General features: G+C 68.6%; 15 protein-coding genes. 8 read left to right on the top strand and 7 right to left on the bottom strand.

All coding sequences use genetic code 11. The annotated features are described in order from the left end of the window. The first annotated feature begins 396 nt into the window (after window positions 1-396). The gene (locus KLK06_RS37035; RefSeq protein ID WP_214640296.1) at window positions 397-1,482 is read left to right on the top strand and encodes a serine protease; all 1,086 of its coding nucleotides are present in this window, start codon (window positions 397-399) and stop codon (window positions 1,480-1,482) included. 207 nt (window positions 1,483-1,689) lie between these two features. On the opposite strand, the gene KLK06_RS37030 is transcribed toward KLK06_RS37035, so the two are convergent. Then, window positions 1,690-2,055 (bottom strand): hypothetical protein, encoded by a 366-nt coding sequence (locus tag KLK06_RS37030; RefSeq protein ID WP_214640295.1) that lies wholly within the window; start codon window positions 2,053-2,055, stop codon window positions 1,690-1,692. A gap of 53 nt (window positions 2,056-2,108) precedes the next feature. Between KLK06_RS37030 and KLK06_RS37025 the strand changes: the two genes are divergently transcribed. Beyond that, on the top strand, window positions 2,109-2,603 hold the full coding sequence (locus tag KLK06_RS37025) for a hypothetical protein (protein WP_214640294.1): 495 nt from the start codon (window positions 2,109-2,111) through the stop codon (window positions 2,601-2,603). A gap of 147 nt (window positions 2,604-2,750) precedes the next feature. Here the strand turns inward: KLK06_RS37025 and KLK06_RS37020 are convergent, their stop codons facing one another. From KLK06_RS37020 to KLK06_RS37010, 3 genes are all read right to left on the bottom strand, one after another. Continuing rightward, window positions 2,751-4,373: a GMC oxidoreductase gene (locus KLK06_RS37020; RefSeq protein WP_214640293.1), complete on the bottom strand. Its 1,623-nt coding sequence runs from the start codon at window positions 4,371-4,373 to the stop codon at window positions 2,751-2,753. 65 nt (window positions 4,374-4,438) lie between these two features. Continuing rightward, window positions 4,439-4,945, bottom strand: coding sequence for a carboxymuconolactone decarboxylase family protein (locus KLK06_RS37015; protein ID WP_214640292.1), 507 nt, complete (start codon window positions 4,943-4,945; stop codon window positions 4,439-4,441). Continuing rightward, complete coding sequence (locus KLK06_RS37010; protein WP_214640291.1) at window positions 4,942-6,018, bottom strand: dihydrodipicolinate reductase; 1,077 nt, start codon at window positions 6,016-6,018, stop codon at window positions 4,942-4,944. The genes KLK06_RS37015 and KLK06_RS37010 overlap by 4 nt, the downstream gene beginning before the upstream one ends. Window positions 6,019-6,435: 417 nt before the next feature. On the opposite strand from KLK06_RS37010, the gene KLK06_RS37005 reads away from it, so the two are divergent. Continuing rightward, window positions 6,436-8,208, top strand: a complete 1,773-nt coding sequence (locus KLK06_RS37005; protein WP_214640290.1) for a DUF1996 domain-containing protein — start codon at window positions 6,436-6,438, stop codon at window positions 8,206-8,208. 61 nt (window positions 8,209-8,269) lie between these two features. On the opposite strand, the gene KLK06_RS37000 is transcribed toward KLK06_RS37005, so the two are convergent. Beyond that, a complete protein-coding gene (locus KLK06_RS37000; protein ID WP_308168615.1) occupies window positions 8,270-10,177 on the bottom strand; it encodes an endo-1,3-alpha-glucanase family glycosylhydrolase in 1,908 nt (635 codons plus the stop codon). A 168-nt stretch (window positions 10,178-10,345) separates the two neighbouring features. Further along, entirely contained in the window at window positions 10,346-11,383 is a 1,038-nt protein-coding gene (locus KLK06_RS36995) for a LacI family DNA-binding transcriptional regulator (protein WP_214640288.1), read from the bottom strand. Window positions 11,384-11,652: 269 nt separating this feature from the next. On the opposite strand from KLK06_RS36995, the gene KLK06_RS61840 reads away from it, so the two are divergent. Genes KLK06_RS61840 through KLK06_RS36970 form a run of 5 tightly spaced genes read left to right on the top strand, consistent with a single transcriptional unit; the run spans window position 11,653 to window position 17,761 of the window. After that, complete coding sequence (locus tag KLK06_RS61840; RefSeq protein WP_214640287.1) at window positions 11,653-12,537, top strand: carbohydrate ABC transporter permease; 885 nt, start codon at window positions 11,653-11,655, stop codon at window positions 12,535-12,537. Further along, the gene (locus KLK06_RS36985) at window positions 12,537-13,361 is read left to right on the top strand and encodes a carbohydrate ABC transporter permease (RefSeq protein ID WP_214640286.1); all 825 of its coding nucleotides are present in this window, start codon (window positions 12,537-12,539) and stop codon (window positions 13,359-13,361) included. The genes KLK06_RS61840 and KLK06_RS36985 overlap by 1 nt, the downstream gene beginning before the upstream one ends. A gap of 33 nt (window positions 13,362-13,394) precedes the next feature. After that, window positions 13,395-14,666, top strand: coding sequence for an ABC transporter substrate-binding protein (locus KLK06_RS36980; RefSeq protein ID WP_214640285.1), 1,272 nt, complete (start codon window positions 13,395-13,397; stop codon window positions 14,664-14,666). A gap of 29 nt (window positions 14,667-14,695) precedes the next feature. After that, window positions 14,696-15,916: a hypothetical protein gene (locus KLK06_RS36975; protein ID WP_214640284.1), complete on the top strand. Its 1,221-nt coding sequence runs from the start codon at window positions 14,696-14,698 to the stop codon at window positions 15,914-15,916. Window positions 15,917-15,931: 15 nt separating this feature from the next. After that, window positions 15,932-17,761 (top strand): glycoside hydrolase family 15 protein, encoded by a 1,830-nt coding sequence (locus tag KLK06_RS36970; protein WP_214640283.1) that lies wholly within the window; start codon window positions 15,932-15,934, stop codon window positions 17,759-17,761. On the opposite strand, the gene KLK06_RS36965 is transcribed toward KLK06_RS36970, so the two are convergent. Next, window positions 17,758-19,077, bottom strand: a complete 1,320-nt coding sequence (locus KLK06_RS36965) for an MFS transporter (RefSeq protein ID WP_214640282.1) — start codon at window positions 19,075-19,077, stop codon at window positions 17,758-17,760. The two genes, KLK06_RS36970 and KLK06_RS36965, sit on opposite strands and share 4 nt — an antisense overlap. Between the last annotated feature and the right edge of the window lie 71 nt (window positions 19,078-19,148).

Raw genomic sequence — 19,148 nt, 5'->3', positions numbered from 1 at the left:
ATCGGCAAGCAGTACGGCCTCCCCTGGCACACCGCTCGACCGCAGAGCAGGCGCCCGCACCCTACGCATGACCACCCGCCACACCATCGCCAACAGCTCCTGGACCTCGTCCGCGATCACATGGCCGTAGACCCACTGGCGGTCAGCCGCCGCCCGCCCGACGGCGCCTGAGGAACGGCGAGGGCGATCAGATCCGCTACGCCCTGCTCGAGGAGGGTCACGGCACGACCGGGGTGCGCGGTGAGAGGGCCGGCGTGGACGAGGACGAGCGCCTCCCGATCGGTCGGTGCGAGGTCGTCGCGAAATGCCGCTATACCGGTTTGCGTATGCCTTGAGGAAGATTCATAGCGCCGTACGTACCTCCTGACGGCAGATTCCGGTTTCGGGAGGTATGTAATGCACCGCAGAGTCGCCCTGCTCTCCGCCGTCGCACTGACCTTGGCAGGCGCCCTGGTCCCCGCGGGTACCGCCCAGGCCAGTGGTGGCTGGACCAGCGCCGACCCCACACCCGTCAGATGGTCCGCCACGGACTCCTGGTCGCAGCGCAGAACCGTCCTGCAGTACTGGACGCAGCAGCGCTTGATGGCGGCGCAGCCGCTCGACGAACCCACGCCGCGACGCTCCGACCGGTCGGGCGCACCGACCCAGGGCACGCCGTGGGCCACGCGAGGCGCCTCCACCACCACGACCCAGCGCACCCAGGGGACCACCCGGGTCGCCTCGGCCGTCGCCACCCAGGGCACCCCGTTGACGGTCCAGGGCGTCGCGGCCCAGGAGCAGGCCCGGGTGCCCAACAGCCCCGGCCTCCGGTGGACCGACGGCGGCGCCGTCGTGCGTACCACCGGACGCGTCTTCTTCACCACTGCCAACGGCGGCAACGCCTCCTGCTCCGGCTCGGCCGTGACCAGCGCCAACGAGAGCGTCGTGATCACCGCCGGGCACTGCGTGAAGGCGGACGGTGCTTTTCACCGGAACTGGGTGTTCATCCCGGCCTTCGACAACGGCCGGCGCCCGTTGGGCACCTGGGTGGCCAGCAGGCTGCTGACCACCCAGCAGTGGAACGCTCGCGAGGACATCAACTTCGACGTGGCCGCCGCCGTGGTCGCGCCGCTCCAGGGCCGGACGCTGACCGACGTCGTGGGCGGGCAGGGGGTGGCGTTCAACCAGCCCAGGCAGCGGCAGATGTTCTCCTTCGGTTACCCGGCGGCGCCGCCCTTCGACGGCTCGAAGCTGGTCTACTGCAGCGGGCGCGCGTTCAACGACACCGTGATGACCAGGGACCAGGGGCTGCGCTGCAACATGACCGGCGGGGCGAGCGGCGGCCCGTGGTTCCAGGGGTTCAACGAATCCACCGGGCTCGGCTGGCTGAACTCCGTCAACAGCTTCAAGTACGACTTCGCTCCCGATTTCATGTTCGGCCCCTTCTTCGGAAACGAGGCGATGGCCGTCTACCAGGCCGCCCAGAACACCAACGCCCCCTGAGCATCCTTCTGCCGATGCCGGTGACCGCGATCCCCGGCCTGGATCTGCCTCAGATCCGGCCGGCGGTCCTTGGGCCGTTCACCTCAATGGGCCGAGCTCTCTGATCGCCACCGGGATCCTTGGGCCGTTCACCCCAAGGAGCGGGGCTTTCCGATCCTTGATGCGATTCTTGGGCCACTCACCGCAATGAGCCGGGATCACCGATCACTACCGGCGGGCCCAGATGAGCGACCCCCTCTTGGTCACCCGCAACGGGGTGGCCACGCGGAGCGCGGCGTCGCGCGCCGTCGGCTCGGAGAGGCCGCGGCCTCGGAGGTAGAGGGTGACGGCCTCTCGGTCGGGCAGGTGCAGCAGCGGCTCGTCCCAAGAGGTCACCGCCACCACGTCCAGGACCTCGCCGACGACGGCGGGCCCCACTTCCGCGTCAAAGCTTGACGGCCGCCCCCAATCCGGCAGGACCGACGACAGCTCGGGGTCGTTGTGCCGGCTGGGCGCCGAGACCGCCAGCAGCCCTCCGGGCCGCAGCACCCGGCGGACGAGTTGCAATGGGACTGCAACGGCGATCGAGACCATCTGAGCATCGGGTGGGCAGCGGACGCTGTCCCGGATGCGAGGAGTGATGTTTCGTGTTTACTGCGGTTCTCACAAGGGTGCGCGGGCTGTGGGTGGCCTTGGTCGCGGGGGTGGCGCTGATCGTCGGCGTCGGCCTGGCGGCCCCGGCGAACGCCGCGGTGCCGCCGGAGGTGATCATCGCCGACACGTTCGCCACCAGGACGGTGACGGCCGACACCTTTGCCGACTACCTGTTCAACGTTCCGGCCGGCAATTGGACGGCCGTGGCGACGCTCACGGCCCGCAACAACACCGCCACGGCGGCGGCCCTGGCCTGCTCATTCCTGATCATCAGCGAGAGCAGCACCAACAACACCAGTGTCGTCGCCACGGTCGGCCCCAACGGTCAGCTCGCGAGCCTGTCGTCGGGCACCGCCCGTGCCGTGGCGACCACCGGGGTGGTTCGGCTACGGTGCGCCGCCACTACGGCCACCACCAACATGTCGGTGTTCAACGTGAACATCATGGCGACCAGGGTCAACGCGATCACCCGGGTGAATCTCGGTTGAGCCAGTGAAACGCGGAAAGGGGTCGCGGCGGGCAGGCCGCGGCCCCTTTCGGCTACAGAGCTGGTCGGTCACTACAGAGCTGACCGGTCGCTACAGAGCTGACCGGTTGCCATAGAGCCGACCCATCGCTACAGGGCTGATCGGTCGCTACAGGTCGGTGGCGATGATGTTCTCGATGTTCCGTTCGGCGAGTGCCGTGATGGTGACGAACGGGTTCACGCTGGTGTTTCCGGGGATCAGTGAGCCGTCGATGACGTACAGGCCCGCATAGCCGGCCAAGCGGCCGTAGTTGTCGGTGGCCTTGTTCAGGACGGCGCCCCCGAGCGGGTGGTACGTGAGGTGGTCGCCCCAGATCTTGTAGATGCCGAAGAGGTCGGTCCGGTAGATCGTCCCCTCCGTCGCGTTGATCTTGTCGAAGATCGTCTTGGCCATGTCGATGCCCGGCTGCTTCCAGGCGGTCTGCCAGTTCAGATCGACCTGTCCCGTCGTGGCGTTCCAGGAGAACTGGGCGCGGTTCGGGTTCTTGGTGATCGACAGATAGAACGAGGCGAAGGTCTCGATCCCGGTGGGCAGCGGCGCGACCTCGGCGAACGCGCCACCGGTTGCCCAGTTGTCGATGCCGGCGCAGGGAATGGTCGACTGGGAGCTGCCGGTCGGGTCCCACAGGTGGTTGGCGCGGCCGCACATGACGTTGCCGTTGTCGCCCCAGCCCTTGCCCACCTCGGCGTTCAGGTTGGGCAGCGCGCCGGTGGCCTTCAGCTTGACCAGCAGCTTGCTGGTGCCGACGCTGCCGGCGGCAAAGAACACCCGGTCGGCGGTCACGGTCTTGGTGGCCGTGGTGTCGCCGGTGGTGTTGAGCTGCTGGATGACGACCGTGTAGCCGCCACCGGCCGCCGGGGCGACCGAGGTGACCTTGTGCAGCGGTGAGATGGTGACCCTGCCGGTGGCCTTGGCCTGGGCGATGTAGGTCTTCTGCAGGGACTTCTTGCCGTAGTTGTTGCCGTAGAGGATCTCGCCGGCCAGGGCCGACTTGGTGGCGGTGCCGGCTGCCTCCTGCTCCATGTAGTTCCAGTCGTACACGTCGGGCACGAAGACGAACGGGAAGCCGGAGCGCTGGGCGTGCTTACGGCCGACCCGGGCGAACTGGTACCAGTCGGTGGAGTCGAACCAGGCCGATCTGATCGTGCCGACCCCGAGCCCGGCGTTGGCGCGCGGGTAGTAGGTGTTGTACATCTCGTCGGCGTTGACCGACGGGAGGACGGCGGCGAAGTTCTCCCGCTTGGGGGTGACCGCCATGCCGCCGTTGACCAGCGAACCGCCGCCGACGCCGCGCCCCTGGTAGACGGTGATGCCGCTGAACTCCTCGGCGTCCAGGACCCCGGTGTAGCGGGAGATGTCCCGGTCGATCGGGAAGCCGAGGAAGTAGTTGAGGGGCGCCTTGGTCCTGGTGCGCAACCAGTAGGACCGGTTGTCCGGCGCGAGCGTGCTGCAGAAGATCTTGCCGTCGGAGCCGGGGGTGTCCCAGGCCATACCCATCTCGATCATGTGCACGTCGACGCCCGCCTGGGCGAGACGCAGCGCGGCGACGGAGCCGCCGTATCCGGTACCGATCACCAGGGCCGCGACGTGGGCCCCGTTGCCGATCGGACCGGCTGCCGCCTGGGCCGCGGTGGGGTGGGCCGTGAGGGCGAGGGCTCCCACGGTTCCCGCGATGAATCCACGGCGCGAGACACCTCTGGAACCGGTACCGCGCGGGGTGTTGTCACTCATCCGATGGTCCTTACTCTCGGTGGGATGAGAACAGGTCCTGCATGTTGCTCGCGCCTTTGTGTCAGCTAGGAAGCCCGCTTGGGGGCGGGCGATGGGCCGCTGGGCAGTCTGCACACGGTGTCGAGGCCCAGTACGTGGTTGAGCCGTCCGAACGCCAGCCAGGAGCCGATGCTCATGCTCAGCTCGACGATCTCCAGTTGGCTGTAGTGCGCGGTCATCCGCGTCCAGAACTCGTCGTCGAGACCGTGATGATCCAGGGCGTACCGCTCGGCGTACTCGGCGGCCAGCCGGGTGCGATCGTCGAAGGCGTCGGTGGTGCGCCACTGCGTGACCGCGTCTTCGAACTCCTCCTCGACCTTCTCGCCGTCCCGTTCGGTACGCCAATCGAGGCAGAAGGCGCAGCCGTTGATCTGCGCGATCCGCAGCCGTGCGGCCTCGAACTCGCGGAGCCCGAGGGTCGTGTGGGCGTACACCGACAGGGAGAAGTGCGAGGCGGCGATCCCGATGCCGGGCACCATCTCACCCCACACGTACTCGATCGCGTCCTTTCCCTCGGGGATGTCGAGGTTCATGGGTGTTTCCTCCCGAGTTTGCCGATCGCGGGGCGCAGGGGGACGTCGAGCGCGTCGTAGAGGCCGGGTTCGGCGTCCACGAGCCAGTCGATGGCGTTCACCAGGCGGCCGACCGCGGTGGCGTTCCCGCCCGCCGCCCGGTTGCCGCCCTCGTCGGTGGCCTCGACCGTGACCTCGATGCGCGGGCGGCCCTCGATGATCACCCGGTGCGCGCCCTGGCCGTCGGGCGGGGTCGGCCAGTCCGGTGCGCAGGACGGGTGGATGCGGGTGACGTGTTCGATGACGATGCGGGGCTCGCCCTCGACGATGCCCTGCACCTCGAACCGCACCGCGCCCTGGGTGCCGGCCTCGAACTCGCCCATCGTCTCGGTGCCCACCGTCGAGTCGAGCGGGCGCCGGTCCACGGTCTCGCGGATCTCGTCGAGGTCGACGCCGAGGGCTCTGGCCATCAGCCGTACCTGGCCGCCCCACACCATGGTCGGGATCGTCGGCGCGATCATCGGCGGCTCGTAGTCCATCGGCTGGCCCATGCCGACCAGGTACCGGACCGAGTCGGGCTGGTCGTAGGTGGAGTAGTCGAAGATCTCCTGGCAGCGGACCACGTCGACGGTGCCGCCGAGTCCGCTGATCAGCAGGGGCAGCACGTCGTTGCCCCAGCCCGGATCGACGCCGGAGACGAACAGCGAGCCACCGCCGTCCGCGATGGCGGCCAGCACCGGTTCGCGCAGTTCCGGCGGGGCGTTGCGCTGGTCGTAGAGCGCGTACAACGAGGGGGTGACGACCACGGCTCCGGCGCGGATCGCCTTGATGATGTCGGCGAGGGCGTCGTCGGGGCGGATGTCGCCGGACGCCGCGTAGACGACGGCGTGGGGGCCGGTGGCCAGTACCGCGTCGACGTCGTCGGTCGCCGCGATCCCCAGATCGCCGAGCCCGGCGAGCGCGCCGGCGTCGCGGCCGACCTTGCCGGGATCGTGGACGAGTACGGCCGAGAGTCTCAACGCCGGGTGGGCCTCGACGACACGGATGGCCGCGCGGCCGACGTTGCCGGTGCCCCAGACGATCGTGGACAACATGATCGGAGCGTAGCAAGCGCTTGGTTAGGTGCATAGAGCCATCACGACCCCGCTGATGACCGTGTGAGGATCGCCCCGGCTACGGTCCTCGCCCTGCTGGTGGCGAAACTCCAGCGCCGTAATAGTAGCGAGATACGCGGAATAACGGACATCAGTTCAATGCGCGCAGGATTTATTTCGGCAATTCCTGCCGACGGGGGAATTTGCTGGTGGGTGAACCATCGCGCTTGTTGTCCCGTATCTCACGAAAACCGGGCTTTCCGGTTCACGTTCCGAACCCGAGAGGAGTTCCGTATGGCGAATGCCTCGGGGAGCAGGCCATTCAGGCCATGGTTAGCTGTTGTTTCCTTAGTCGGAGGTATCACTCTCGCCCTTGCGGGTTCCCCCGCAGCAGGGCAGTCACTGACCCTGACGACCGTGTCCGCCCGCGCGGACACGATCACCTGCCCAAATGTGGCGGACAAACTTCCAGAGATTCCGGCAGCGGCGCAAGCTGAGGTCGACCGCAACCTCGCCCTGCTGAACACCCAGATCGCCGAAGCGAACAAACGCCTGGTCACCTCGGCCGGAGAGGGCGGTCCGAACTTCGTACAGAACGCCATCCTCGGCCCACTCGCTGACAAGCGAACGGCCACCATCAACCGCATCGCCACGGCCATCGGCCGAGTAGCGGCACGCCCCGAACTCCAGGTGGAAGCGCTGTCCACCTGCAAGCTCGGCGGCGCCAATGCCACCGCCGCCCCGGCGCCTGAGGCCTCCGCCTCGGCGACACCGGAGACCTCTGATGCGCCGGCGCCCGAAGGCACAGCTCAGACGATCACGTGCCCGAGTGTCGCGGACAAACTTCCGGCGATCCCCGCAGCGGCGAAGGCCGAGGTCGACCGCAACCTCGCCCTGCTGAACACCCAGATCGCCGAAGCGAACAAACGCCTGGTCACCTCGGCCGGAGAGGGTGGCCCCAACTTCGTACAGAACGCCATTCTCGGCCCACTCGCTGACAAGCGAACGGCCACCATCAACCGCATCGCCACGGCCATCGGCCGAGTAGCGGCACGCCCCAACCTCCAAGTTGAGGCCCTGTCCACCTGCAAGCTGAGTGCCGCCTCCACCGCGGCTGCCGCCGAGACCGCCGGCCCGTCGGCCGACGACTTCATCGACATTCAGGCGGTCTCCCCCGTGCAGCAGCCGAAGAGGGTCGCCTCCAGCGGCACCTTCGTCTCCAAATGCGGTACGGACCAGGAGGGACACACCAACTCCGACAACGTCATCACCGCTCCGGGCGTGTCCAACGGCGCCCAGCACCTGAACAACTACGTGGGCAACGAGTCCACCGACGCCTTCTCCACCAACGAGAGCCTGGCCGCCGCGGACACCACCTGCCGCATCAGCGCCGACCAGTCGACGTACTTCTGGCCGTCCCTGCAGGTACGTACCGGGGGCCAGAGCACATCCGTGCTGCCCTCCGCGGTGCAGTTGCAGTTCCGCGGAAATGCCACGTCGCGGGTCACGGCGGCGCCCCGCTTCCTCAGGCTGGTCACCGGCGACGCGATGGCGCTGACCAACAGCGCGGCCGACGCCCCGGCCGACACCGCGACCGACGCCCCAACGGACACCCCGACCGACGCTCCGACGGACCTCCCCACGGACGTTCCGAGCGACCTTCCCACCGACGTCCCGACCGATCTTCCCACGGACGTCCCGACCGACCTCCCGACTGACGTCGCGACCGACGTCCCGACCGATGCCCCGACCGACGCCCCAGCCGATGCCCCGGCCGCCAGCGCGGACAACGCCCGGCCGACGTGGAGCTGCACCGGCTTCACCGACAGGCTGACCGACAAGTATCCGATCTGCCCGGACGGCAGCGCTGTCGTCCGCATCCTCGACATGCCCAGTTGCTGGGACGGCCAGAACCTCGACAGCGCGGACCACCGTACCCACGTCGTCTTCCCCGACGAGAACGGTGCCTGCCCGAGCGGGACCAAGGCCGTACCGCAGCTCCGCATGACGTTGGTCTACGCCAACGTGCCCAACACCCAGCCCGAAGGCACGGACGTCCCGTTCGCGCTGGACGGGGTCGCCAGCCAGCAGCAGAGCCCGAACACCGACCACGCAGGCGCCATCGAGGTGATGTCCAAGCAGCTCATGAACACCGTCGTCCGATGCATCAACAGCGGCAGGAGGTGCTGACAGCCGGAAGCGGAGACGGAAAGGGCCACCCGAGGATTCGGGTGGCCCTTTCGTCTGCCGATCAGCGTCCGCTGCTGACCGCGTGATACTGCAGGTCCTGCACCACGGGAGCGGCCACCACGGTCCAGGGGGAGGTGACGGTGGCCGTCGTCGTCCCGGACCGGACCACGGAGACCTTGTTGGTGCCGTTGGCCAGCGGGTAGAGCTGGGCCTGCAGGCCCGCCGCGGCCGCGTAGGTCTTGGCGGTGCCGCCGATGGTGGCGTTCACGGTCGCGGCGCCGGTGAGGAACGACAGGATCTCGACGCTGTCCCTGGGCGTGCTGGTGCCCGAGCGCGGCGCCATCAGCTTCGTCTGGCCGCCCGTGGGCTTGGCCGCGGCGAGCTGGGTGCGGTGCGTCAGGTAGACCGTGTCCCGGACGATCGCCGGGGCCTTGCCGGTCTTCAGCCACGTCAGGTAGTAGGACGAGATGTCCAGGTAGGACGAGTCGTTGTGCGGCGACGGGGTGAACTGGGTGCCTTCGGAGAAGTCGTTCCAGGTGGTGAGCTGGACCCAGTCCGCGCTGTTGTTGATCGAGCCTTCCCACGTGGTCCTGAGGTTCTGGGTGTTCAGGGCCTCGTCGTAGATGCTCTGGTTCGGGCGCTCGTCCTGGACGGAGACCGGCTGCATCCAGATCTTGCCGAGGTCGTGCGCCTTCTTGATGTTGCTCGCGATGCCCGTCTGCCCGGCCGGGCTGCGGTTGCCCCAGTTGGAGAAGCCGTAGCTGATGGGGGCGAAGGCCGAGGCGTTGGCGGAGAAGTTCAGGAACGTCGGCACGAGGGCGACCTTGATGCCGTACTTGGTGTTCATGATGTCGATGAGGTCCGCCCACCAGGCCGCGGTCTTGGCCTCAGCCTTGAACGGCGACACGACGACGCGCCCGTCGGGCAGGCGGTAGCTCGACTTCGACGCGGCCAGCTCGGCGAGGGAGGCGGCGAGCGTCGCGGCGTCGGCCGACAGCGAGGTCATGTCGGGCATCGGGACGATGGTGAAGCCGGTGTCGACCGTCTCGGCCGCCTTCACCAGCAGCTTGAGCCGGGTCCAGTTGGCGCTGGTCAGCGAGAGCATGTCCACGGTGAAGCCGTCGATGCCCGCCGCGGCGGCCGTCTTGACCTCGGTCTCCATGTCCTGAAGCTGGTAGTCGCCGGAGAGCGCCGCGCGCGGCTTCGGGCGGTCGCGCAGCAACCCGCCGTAGGCGGCGTGCTTACCGCTCTCGCCGGCCGGGTTGAGGTAGTTCTTGGCGTAGTAGTCGACGCTGCCCTCCTTGTTGTCCAAGGAGATGGGGTACGGCGTGAAGTAGTGCGCGAACACCTTCTTGGCGGAGGCACGCAGCGTGCTCTTGGCCGGCAGGTCGAACGGCAGGGGGCCGGTGGCCGCGGAGGTCGCCGTGGGGGTGGGGGTGGGGGTCGCCGTGGCGGTGGCCGTCGTGTACGTCACCACCAAGCGGGGGCCCTTGCCCGTGGTCGAGTGGGACGAGTGCAGCACGCCCTGCGCGCCGGCCGACGACGAGAGCCCGAAGGCGTAGGTGCCGTTACCGGTGTAGGCGGAGGTGACGTCGAGCTTCTTGGTCTCGTCCTTGACCAGGCCCTTGGCGGTGGCGATGGCCGGGCCGAAGGTCGGCTTGTCGGCCCAGTTCGCCGTGGCCGCGGCCCAGCTTCCGGTGACCTTGCTCGCGGCGATGGTCGTGTCGGTGGTACGGGCGGCGGTCACCTCCAGCGAGAGCTTGACGTTCTTGGCACCCGAGGGCACGCCGCTCACCGTGAACGAGGCCAGCGCGCGGCGCTCCGACTCGGCCTTGCCGTCACACGTCGCCGCACAGACCGAGAGCCAGGTGTAGGTCTCGTGCGTACGGGTGGGGGCGTCCTGGCTGAGATAGGTGTCCTTGGCCGTCTCGACGGTGATGGGCGACGCGACGGCGGCCGTCCCTGTCACGGCCCCGGCGGCGGTGGCACCCGATATGGCCAGAAGCAGGACGCCTACCGATAAGGCGACCCCTTTTCCTAGCCTGACCTGCGAAATCATGCTTTTGCCCTCGATTGTCTCGTGTCCTACGCAATCGGGGATCATCTTGCCAGCCGAAAGTACAGATAAAGCACATGTCTATTGGGTGGAGAGGGACGTCGCGCGGACCACGAGCTCGGGCTCGAAGCGCCCCTCCGCGTCCTCCTCGTCCTCGATACCGAGCAAGATCCGGACGGCACTGGCGCCGAGCGCCGCGGACGGGTGCCGGATACTCGTGAGCGGCACGATCGCGAAGTCGGCGAACTCTATGTCGTCGTAGCCCACAAGGGAGAGCTCCTCGGGCACGCGGACCCCGGCCATGATGAGCCCGTGCAGGAGTCCCAGCGCGAGCAGGTCGTTGCCCGCGGCGATCCCGTCGGGAAGATCGGCCTTCGGGCGCTCCAGCAATGCCCGCGAGACCTCCTCGCCGGCCTTCGCGGTCTGGACCGGCACGCGGATGACCTCGAGCGTGGCCGGCTCCGTGGACTCGGCGACCGCTCGCCTGGCTCCCGCCAGCCGCAGGTCGACATGGTGGTGCGTACCGCCCACGAAGATCAGCCGGCGGCGGCCCTGGGCGAGCAGGTGCGAGACGGCGAGGTAGCCGCCCCGCTCGTTGTCGCCGGAGATCGCCGGATAGTCGTGCGGACCGGCGGCTACGCCGACGAGGACGAACGGCGTCCCCCGCCGCCTCAGCCCGAGCAGCTCCGCCGGCACGTCACCCACCGGAGCGGCGACGACCCCGCTGACCTGCTGTGACTCCAGGAAGTTGATGTAGGCGCGCTCGCGTTCGCGATTCTCGTCACTGTTGGCGACCAGGATGAAGCGGCCGTGCGCGGCGGCCTCCGCCTCGGCGCCCGCCGCGATCTCCGCGTAGACGGGGTTGCTCGTGCTGGAGACGAGCAACCCGAGCGCGAGGCTGTGGCCGACGCGGAGCCGTCGAGCCGCGTCGTTGCCGACGTAGCCGAGCTCGTCGGCGGCCGCCAGGACCCGCCGCCGCAACTCGGGCGAGACCCGGTTCGGCTGGGTGAAGGTGTAGGAGACGCTCGCTCGCGAGACCCCGGCGCGCGCCGCGACGTCGGCGACCGTGGCCGCGGAATCCTCGACCTTCGGCCGCCTCGGCGCCGGTCCGGGGGTCATCGGGCTCCTCACTGTCAGGTCCGTCGCGTGCCGGTCGGCCGACGGCCGCGGCCCAACCGCTCCGGGCCGCACATCAGCCTAGCGCAGCCGTGAATCGATTCACGACGCCCGTTGACACAGGTCCGGGCGACACGTAATCTGCCCGAAACCTGTGAATCGATTCACAGCATGGTCACGAACATCCGCGAGAGGGGTTACACGTGGCTTTGCCGCATGCGACGACGACAGCGCCTGGAGCACGGGAGCCCACCGCGCAGGCACCTCCCGGTGTGTCCGGAAAGACCCGCCGCAAGGTGGGTGTGCACGCTCCGTGGTGGTTCGTGGTCCCGGCGATCGCGGTCTATCTCTTCATCGTCGTCGTCCCCAGCGCCAACGGCGCGCTGTTCTCCTTCACCGACTGGAACGGGCTGCGGCCCGTCTGGTCGTTCGTCGGCCTGGACAACTACGCCGCGGTCTTCTCCGACCGGACCGCCCGCGCCGCCCTGGGAAACACCCTGCTCCTGGCCGCGGCGGCGACCGTGGCGCAGAACGTCGTCGGGCTGCTGCTGGCCCTCGGCGTGAACAGCATGGCCAGGAGCCGCTACGCGCTCCGCGTGATCTTCTTCGCGCCCGTGGTGCTCACGCCGCTGGTCGCGGGCTACGTGTGGAGCTTCCTGCTCTCGCCCAACGGCGCCGTCAACGACGCGCTGCGGGCCGTCGGCCTGGGCGCTCTGGCGCACGACTGGCTCGGCGATCCGGACACGGCGTTGTACGCGATCGTCGCCGAGATCGTCTGGCAGTTCTCCGGCTACTCGATGGTGATCTACCTGGCGGGACTGCAGGCGATCCCGGCGGAGGTGCTGGAGGCGGCCACGATCGACGGGGCGGGCGCGTGGAGCAAGTTCCGCCGCGTCGTGCTCCCCCTGCTCAACGGGGCGGTCGTGATCAACGTGATGCTCTGCCTGATCGGCGGGCTCAAGCAGTTCGACCAGGTGATGGCCATGACCGGGGGCGGGCCGGGCACCGCGACCGAGACGATCTCCACGGCGATCTACAAGAGCGCCTTCTCGCTGGGCGACTTCCCGTTCTCGATCGCGCTGGCCGTCGTCATGACCGTGGTCATCGCGATCCTGGCGACCGTCCAGTTCCGCCTGACGCAGAGGAGGACCTCCTGATGCACGCGCGCTACACCTGGCGGACGCTCAGTCGCGAGGCCACGCTGATCCTGCTCGCCCTGCTGTTCCTCGTCCCGCTCGTCGGCCTGCTCAACGTGTCGCTGAAGCCGCAGGACAGCCAGACCAGCGCGCTGGCCCTGGAGTTCCCGCCCACCCTCGGCAACTACGCGCAGGCGTGGACCCAGGCCAACCTGGACGCGGCGCTGGCCAACAGCTTCGCGATCACGGCCGTCAGCGTCGTCCTGATCATCGCCTTCTCGGCGATGGCCGCCTACCCGCTGGCCCGCGTGACCCGCGGCTGGTCACGGTACGCCTTCTATTTCGTCATCGGCGGGCTGCTCATCCCGGGCCAGCTCGCGCTGCTCCCGCTGTACGCGACCATGCGGGACCTCGGCCTGCTCGGCTCGCTCTGGTCGGTGATCCTGATCAACGTCGGGCAGCAGATGCCGTTCTCGGTGTTCCTCTACACGATGTTCCTGCGCGAGCTGCCGCTCGACTACGAGGAGGCGGCGCTGCTCGACGGGTGCGGCCCGGTGCGCTCGTTCGTCACCGTCGTGTTCCCGCTGCTGCGGCCGGTCACCGGCACCGTGGTGATCCTCAACGCGGTCGGCATCTGGAACGAGTTCTTCACCCCGCTGCTCTACCTGGGCGGCAGCGACAACACCACGTCACCGGTGGCCATCTACGGCTTCGTCAGCCAGTACGTCTCCCAGTGGCCGCTCATCTTCGCCGGCCTGGTCATCAGCGTCATCCCGATCCTGGTCGTCTACTTCGCGCTGCAGAAGCACATCATCAAGGGCTTCGCCGGCGGCCTCAAAGGCTAGCTAGTCCCCCCACTTCTGATCCTGGAGTCTGTCATGAAGTCGATTAAAACGTTCGCATCGGTCTGCTGCCTGGCCACCGCCGTCGCCGCCTGCTCCACCTCGGGCGGCGGCGCCACCACCGCCGCCGCGGCGGATAAGGTGCTGACGCTGGCCGCCGCGGGCCAGGGTCCGGCCAAGGCCGCGGTCGAGGCGTTCGAGAAGGCCAACCCCGGCGTCACCGTGAAGACGATCTACACCGAGGACGACGCGGCCTACCAGCAGCAGATCCGCACCCAGCTCGCCTCGGGGACCGCGCCGGACGTGTTCCGCATGTGGCCCGGCGGCGGCAACACGATGGCCGTACGCGACCTGGGCAAGGACGGCATGCTGATGGACCTGTCCGGCGAGGGCTGGGCGGGCGGCCTGAGCGCGGACCTCAAGGCCGTGACCAGCGACCCGGCCGGCAAGGTGGTGGCCGTCCCAGTGACGATCGGCGCCATCGGCGCGGTCTGGAACGACCAGGCGCTCCAGGCGAGCGGGCTCGGCAAGCCGACGACCTGGCCGGAGGTGCTGAAGTTCTGCAAGGACGCCAAGGCCAAGGGCGTCGTGCCGTTCGCGCTCGGCCTGAAGTCGGCCTGGGTGACCCAGCTCGTGCCGTACGCGCTGACCGCCTCCCTCGTCTACGGTCCCAACCCTGGCTTCGTCCAGCAGCAGAAGGACGGCAAGGCCACCTTCGCGACCTCGGCGTGGAAGCAGGCGCTGGAGAAGTACCTGGAGATGCGCGAGCAGGGCTGCTTCAACGACAGCCCCAACGGCGTCGGCTACGACGAGCAGATGCAGCTGTTCGGCCAGGGCAAGGCCCTGGGCGTGGTGCACGTGCTGTCGGCGGTGCAGTCGGCGCTCAAGTACGCCACCCAGGGCACCACGTTCTCGATGACCCCGTTCCCGGCCACCGACAGCGCCGGCGGCACCTACCTTCCGGTGTCGGTGGGCATCGTCTACGGCGTCAACGCCAAGGCCAAGAACCCGGCGCTGGCCAAGAAGTTCATGGAGTTCCTCGCCTCCCCCGAGGGCCAGGCGTTGTACGCCACCGCCTCGGGCAGCAGCCCGGCGCTGTCGGCCGACAGCTTCAAGGCCGACGCGCTCCAGCAGCCGGTGCTCGACGCGGTCAAGGCCGGCCGGTCCACGACCTATCCGGACCAGGCCTGGCCCAACGCGAAGGTCCAGCAGGAGCACCTGACGTCGATCCAGGAGCTGTTCAACGGGACGGTGGACGTGCCCACCGTGCTCTCCCGCATGGACAAGGCGTTCGCCGCCACCAAGTGACTCCCGCTCCCCCGCTCACGAAGGAAACCATGACGTACGACCCGCAAGAAGCATGTCTGTGGATCACACCCAAGATCTTCGACGATCTAAGCGCCCCAGCACCCGGAATAGCGGCATTTTTCGACCACCACGCCGACTGGCTGGTGGACCGGCCGGTCACGGTCGTGTTCTGCGCGGGCAACGGCGATCACGTGCTCGACTACGCCGGCCGCCAGGCTTGGGACGACCGCTTCGACTGGGCCCGGTACAACTGCTTCGCGCTCGGCCCCGGCGGGCCGACCACGATGACCAGGACGCACAACCGTGACTGGCTGGCCCGGGTCCGCGACGGCGGCGAACGCTCGGCCAACCCGTACTCGGCGGGGCCGATGTTCGTCGTGTCCGAGCAGCCCATGGACTACCGGACGCTGGCCGGGATCTACGCGGCCATCCGGGCGGAGGCGGAGCGGCGCGGGCTGCGGGTGAACCTGCTGGAGTACCTGGAGCCGGGCCCGGAGTTCTGCCGTAGCGAGTGGAAGACCGCACGCCATCCGGAGGCGGCCGGCGGCACCGCGGACGCCGGCGGCCACCTGGTCCCGGGCGTGATCGACGTGACGGCCCCGCTCTCGGCCGACTCGCGCGGGTATGCCGCCTTCCCCGGCGGCATCCCGTCCGGGCTGCCCGCCGGGGACTTCGTCGCCGCCCAGACGGCGGCGTTCGCCGCCGACTTCGGGCTGGACGGGGTCATGCTCGGCAACCAGTTCGGCCTGCTCGGCTTCTGGCACCCGGACAACGCGCCGCCGCTCACCCGCGAGCGGTCGGCCGGGATCGAGCGGTTCTTCCTGCGGCTGCGCGCGGCCATGGGCGAGCGCCTCGTCTACTGGATGGACACCTACTGGCGGGCCGAGGTGGAGCGGGCGGCGTGGGGCATGACCGACACCGCCTACCTGACCCTCGACGCGATCCTGGTCAGCACGTTCGCCGTACTGGTCGAGCGGACCGAGATCGTGCCCAACCTGCTGAGCAAGGCCGCGCTGGGCGGCCCGCGCCCCCTGCTCGGCCTGGACTTCGTCGACCCCTGGTACTGGTACCGCACCTACCTCGACGACCGGCGCACCTATCTCTACCAGCGGGAGGTCCTGGCCGAGCAGGCCGCGTCCGTGGCCGGCGTCTCGTTCTTCGCCAACGACACCTTCGGGCACTTCATCCCTGAAGCCGAGCTGGCGGCCACCCTTGAAGTGATCAGGAAACTGCATAATTTCACTGCATAGTGGCACAAAACGGATATGACCGCTGGACCAGCCGACTACCCCGAGGACTCCCGGTATCTGCCGATCGGAGAGCACGGGTTGATCGGTGACCTGCGCACTGTCGCGCTCGTGGGCACCAACGGCACGATCGACTGGTACTGCTGTCCGAGCTTCGACGCCCCGAGCGTGTTCGCCTCGATCCTGGACGCCGACAAGGGCGGCTCGTTCGAGCTGTACGCCGACACCCCGGCGAAGACCAAGCAGTTCTACTTCCCGGACACCAATGTCCTGATCACCCGCTTTTTCGCCGTCGACGGGGTGGGTGAGATTCAGGACTTCATGCCGATCGAGGGCGACTCGAGCGAGGCCGATCGGCACCGGCTGATCCGCCGGGTCGCCTGCGTCCGCGGCACTCTCCCGTTCCGCGCCCGGGTGGCCCCCCGGTTCGACTACGCCCGGCAATCCCACACGGTCCACCAGCAGGGCGCTTCGACGATCTTCGCGTCGGAGTGCCTCTCCCTCGAACTGTCCGCCAGCGTGCCCGTCGACACCGATGGACGGGACGCCTGGGCACAGTTCGAACTCCAGGAGGGCGAGCACGCGGTGTTCGCCCTCGACCGGGTCGGCGAGGGGATCACGTCACGAGGCTGCCCGATCGAGGAGGCGGAGGAGCAGTTCGCCACCACGGTGCGGTTCTGGCGGAACTGGCTGTCCGCCTCCCGCTACCGGGGCCGGTGGCGGGAGGTCGTCCACCGTTCGGCGCTCACGCTGAAGTTGCTCACCTACGCGCCGACCGGCGGGATCGTCGCCGCGGCCACGACCAGCCTGCCCGAGCGGCTGAAGGGCAGCCGTAACTGGGACTACCGCTACGTGTGGGTCCGCGACGCGGCGTTCTGCGTGTACGCCCTGCTCAGGCTCGGCTTCACCGAGGAGGCCGAGGCCTTCATGGGCTTCCTGTCCACGCACGTCCGCTCCAGCGGCGACCGCCATGCCGGCCCGCTGCAGATCATGTACGGCATCGACGGGCGCAGCGACCTGCCCGAAAGCGAGCTGACCCACCTGGAGGGCTACCGGGCCTCGGCCCCGGTACGCGTGGGGAACGCCGCCGTCAGCCAGCTCCAACTGGACATCTACGGAGCACTCCTCGACTCCATCTACCTCTACAACAAGTGGGGCAACCCGATCTCCAGCGACCGCTGGGAGCAGGTCTGCACGCTGGTGAACTGGGTCTGCGAGAACTGGGACCAACCCGACGAAGGGATCTGGGAGACGCGCGGCGGGCGCAAGAACTTCGTCTACTCCCGGCTGATGTGCTGGGTGGCCATCGAACGCGCCATGCGCATGGCCTCCTACCGGGGGCTGCCCGCCGACATCCGGCGCTGGCGGCAGGCCCGCGACGCGATCTACTACGACATCATGAAACGCGGCTGGTCGCCCACGCTGCAGGCGTTCGTCCAGCACTTCGACGACGACGTCCTGGACGCGTCGATCCTGATGATGCCGCTGGCCAAGTTCGTCTCGCCCACCGACCCCAAGTGGCTGTCCACCCTCGACGCGCTCGGCCGCGAGCTGGTCTCCGACTCGCTGGTCTATCGCTACGATCCCGAAGCCAGCCCGGACGGGCTCGAAGGGCAGGAAGGCACGTTCTCGATCTGCTCGTTCTGGTACGTCGAAGCCCTGGCCCGCGCCGGACGCCTCGACGAGGCCCGCCTGGCCTTCGAGAAGATGCTCACCTACGCCAACCACCTGGGGCTGTACGCGGAAGAGATCGGCCACACCGGCGAGCAGCTCGGCAACTTCCCGCAGGCCATCACCCACCTCGCGCTCATCAGCGCCGCCTTCAACCTCGACCACGCCCTCGGCTAGGCCACCTCGTCGTACTCGACCGCGTAGTCGTGCTGTGAACGATCTTTCAGCGCGAGCGCGGCGACGAGGCTGATCAGCGCGCAGATCGCCATGTAGACGGCGATGGCGAACGAGCTCTTGTAGGTGGTGTAGAGCCAGACGGCGATCAGCGGCGCGGGCCCGCCCGCCGTCACCGAGGCCAGCTGGTAGCCGAGCGAGGCGCCGCTGTAGCGCAGCCGGCCGGTGAAGCTCTCGGCGATGAAGGTGGCCTGGGGGCCGTACTGGATGTCGTGGATGGGCGCGGCCAGCACGATGGCCAGGAAGACCAGCGTGGGGACGCGGGTGTCCAGCAGGGGCCAGTAGATGAAGGACCAGATCACCATGGCCGCTGCGCCCACGACGTACAGCCGTCTGCGGCCCACGAGGTCGGAGATGTACCCCCAGAACGGCACGGTGAACAGCGAGACGATCCCCGCCACGATGACGTACAGGTAGACGTCGCTCGCCGCGAAGCCCAGCGTCTTGGTGGCGTAGGTCAGGATGAAGACGGTGAAGATGTAGAACGGCGCCTGCTGCCCGGTGCGGAGCAACGCGCTCAGCACGATCTCCCGCCAGTTCCTGACGATGACCTCGCGTACGGGGACGCGCTCGACCTTGTTCTCCGCCAGGAGCTTGGTGAAGACGGGCGTCTCCAGGATGCCGAGCCTGATGTAGAGGCCGACGGCGGCCATCACGATGCTGAGCAGGAACGGAATGCGCCAGCCCCAGTAGGGGTCGAGCGGCTGGAACACCTGCAGGGCCGTGTAGCCGAGCACGAGGCCGACGGGCACGCCGAACTGCGGCCAGCTACCGAGGAAGCCGCGCCGGCCGCCGCGCGACCTGCCCCACTCGGTGGCGAGCAGGACTGACCCGCCCCATTCGCCGCCGACGCTGATGCCCTGGAGCAGGCGCAGGACGGTCAGCAGGATGCCGCCCCAGATCCCGATCTGGGCGTAGGTGGGCACCAGGCCCACGAGCGCGGTGGAGATGCCCATGGTCAGCAGGGTGACGATCAGGGTGGCCTTGCGGCCGATGCGGTCGCCGTAGTGGCCGAAGATCGCCGCACCGATCGGGCGGGCGGCGAAGCCGCCGAAGTAGGTGCCGAGGGCGAGCACGAGTCCCGTCGTCGGTTCGCTCGTCGGGAAGTACAGCTTCGCGAAGATGGTGCTGGCGGCGAAGCCGTACAGGAAGAAGTCGTACCACTCGATCGAGGTCCCTACAGCGGAGGCGATCACCGCCCGGACCAGTTGCCTTCTGTCGTGCTCGCCTGTCGCGTCGGGTCGTCGCTCCTCAACCATCTACCGCACCTCCGGTAGCGTCGCGCGTTTCCCGTGACGCTACATGATCAATCGCCGAAGGTCACCAGGCA

The sequence above is a fragment of the Nonomuraea sp. NEAU-A123 genome (assembly GCF_018603905.1).
In the GTDB taxonomy this organism is placed as follows: Bacteria; Actinomycetota; Actinomycetes; order Streptosporangiales; family Streptosporangiaceae; genus Nonomuraea.
Note: the sequence above shows the minus strand (reverse complement) of the source record. Positions and strands in the feature narration are given on the sequence as shown.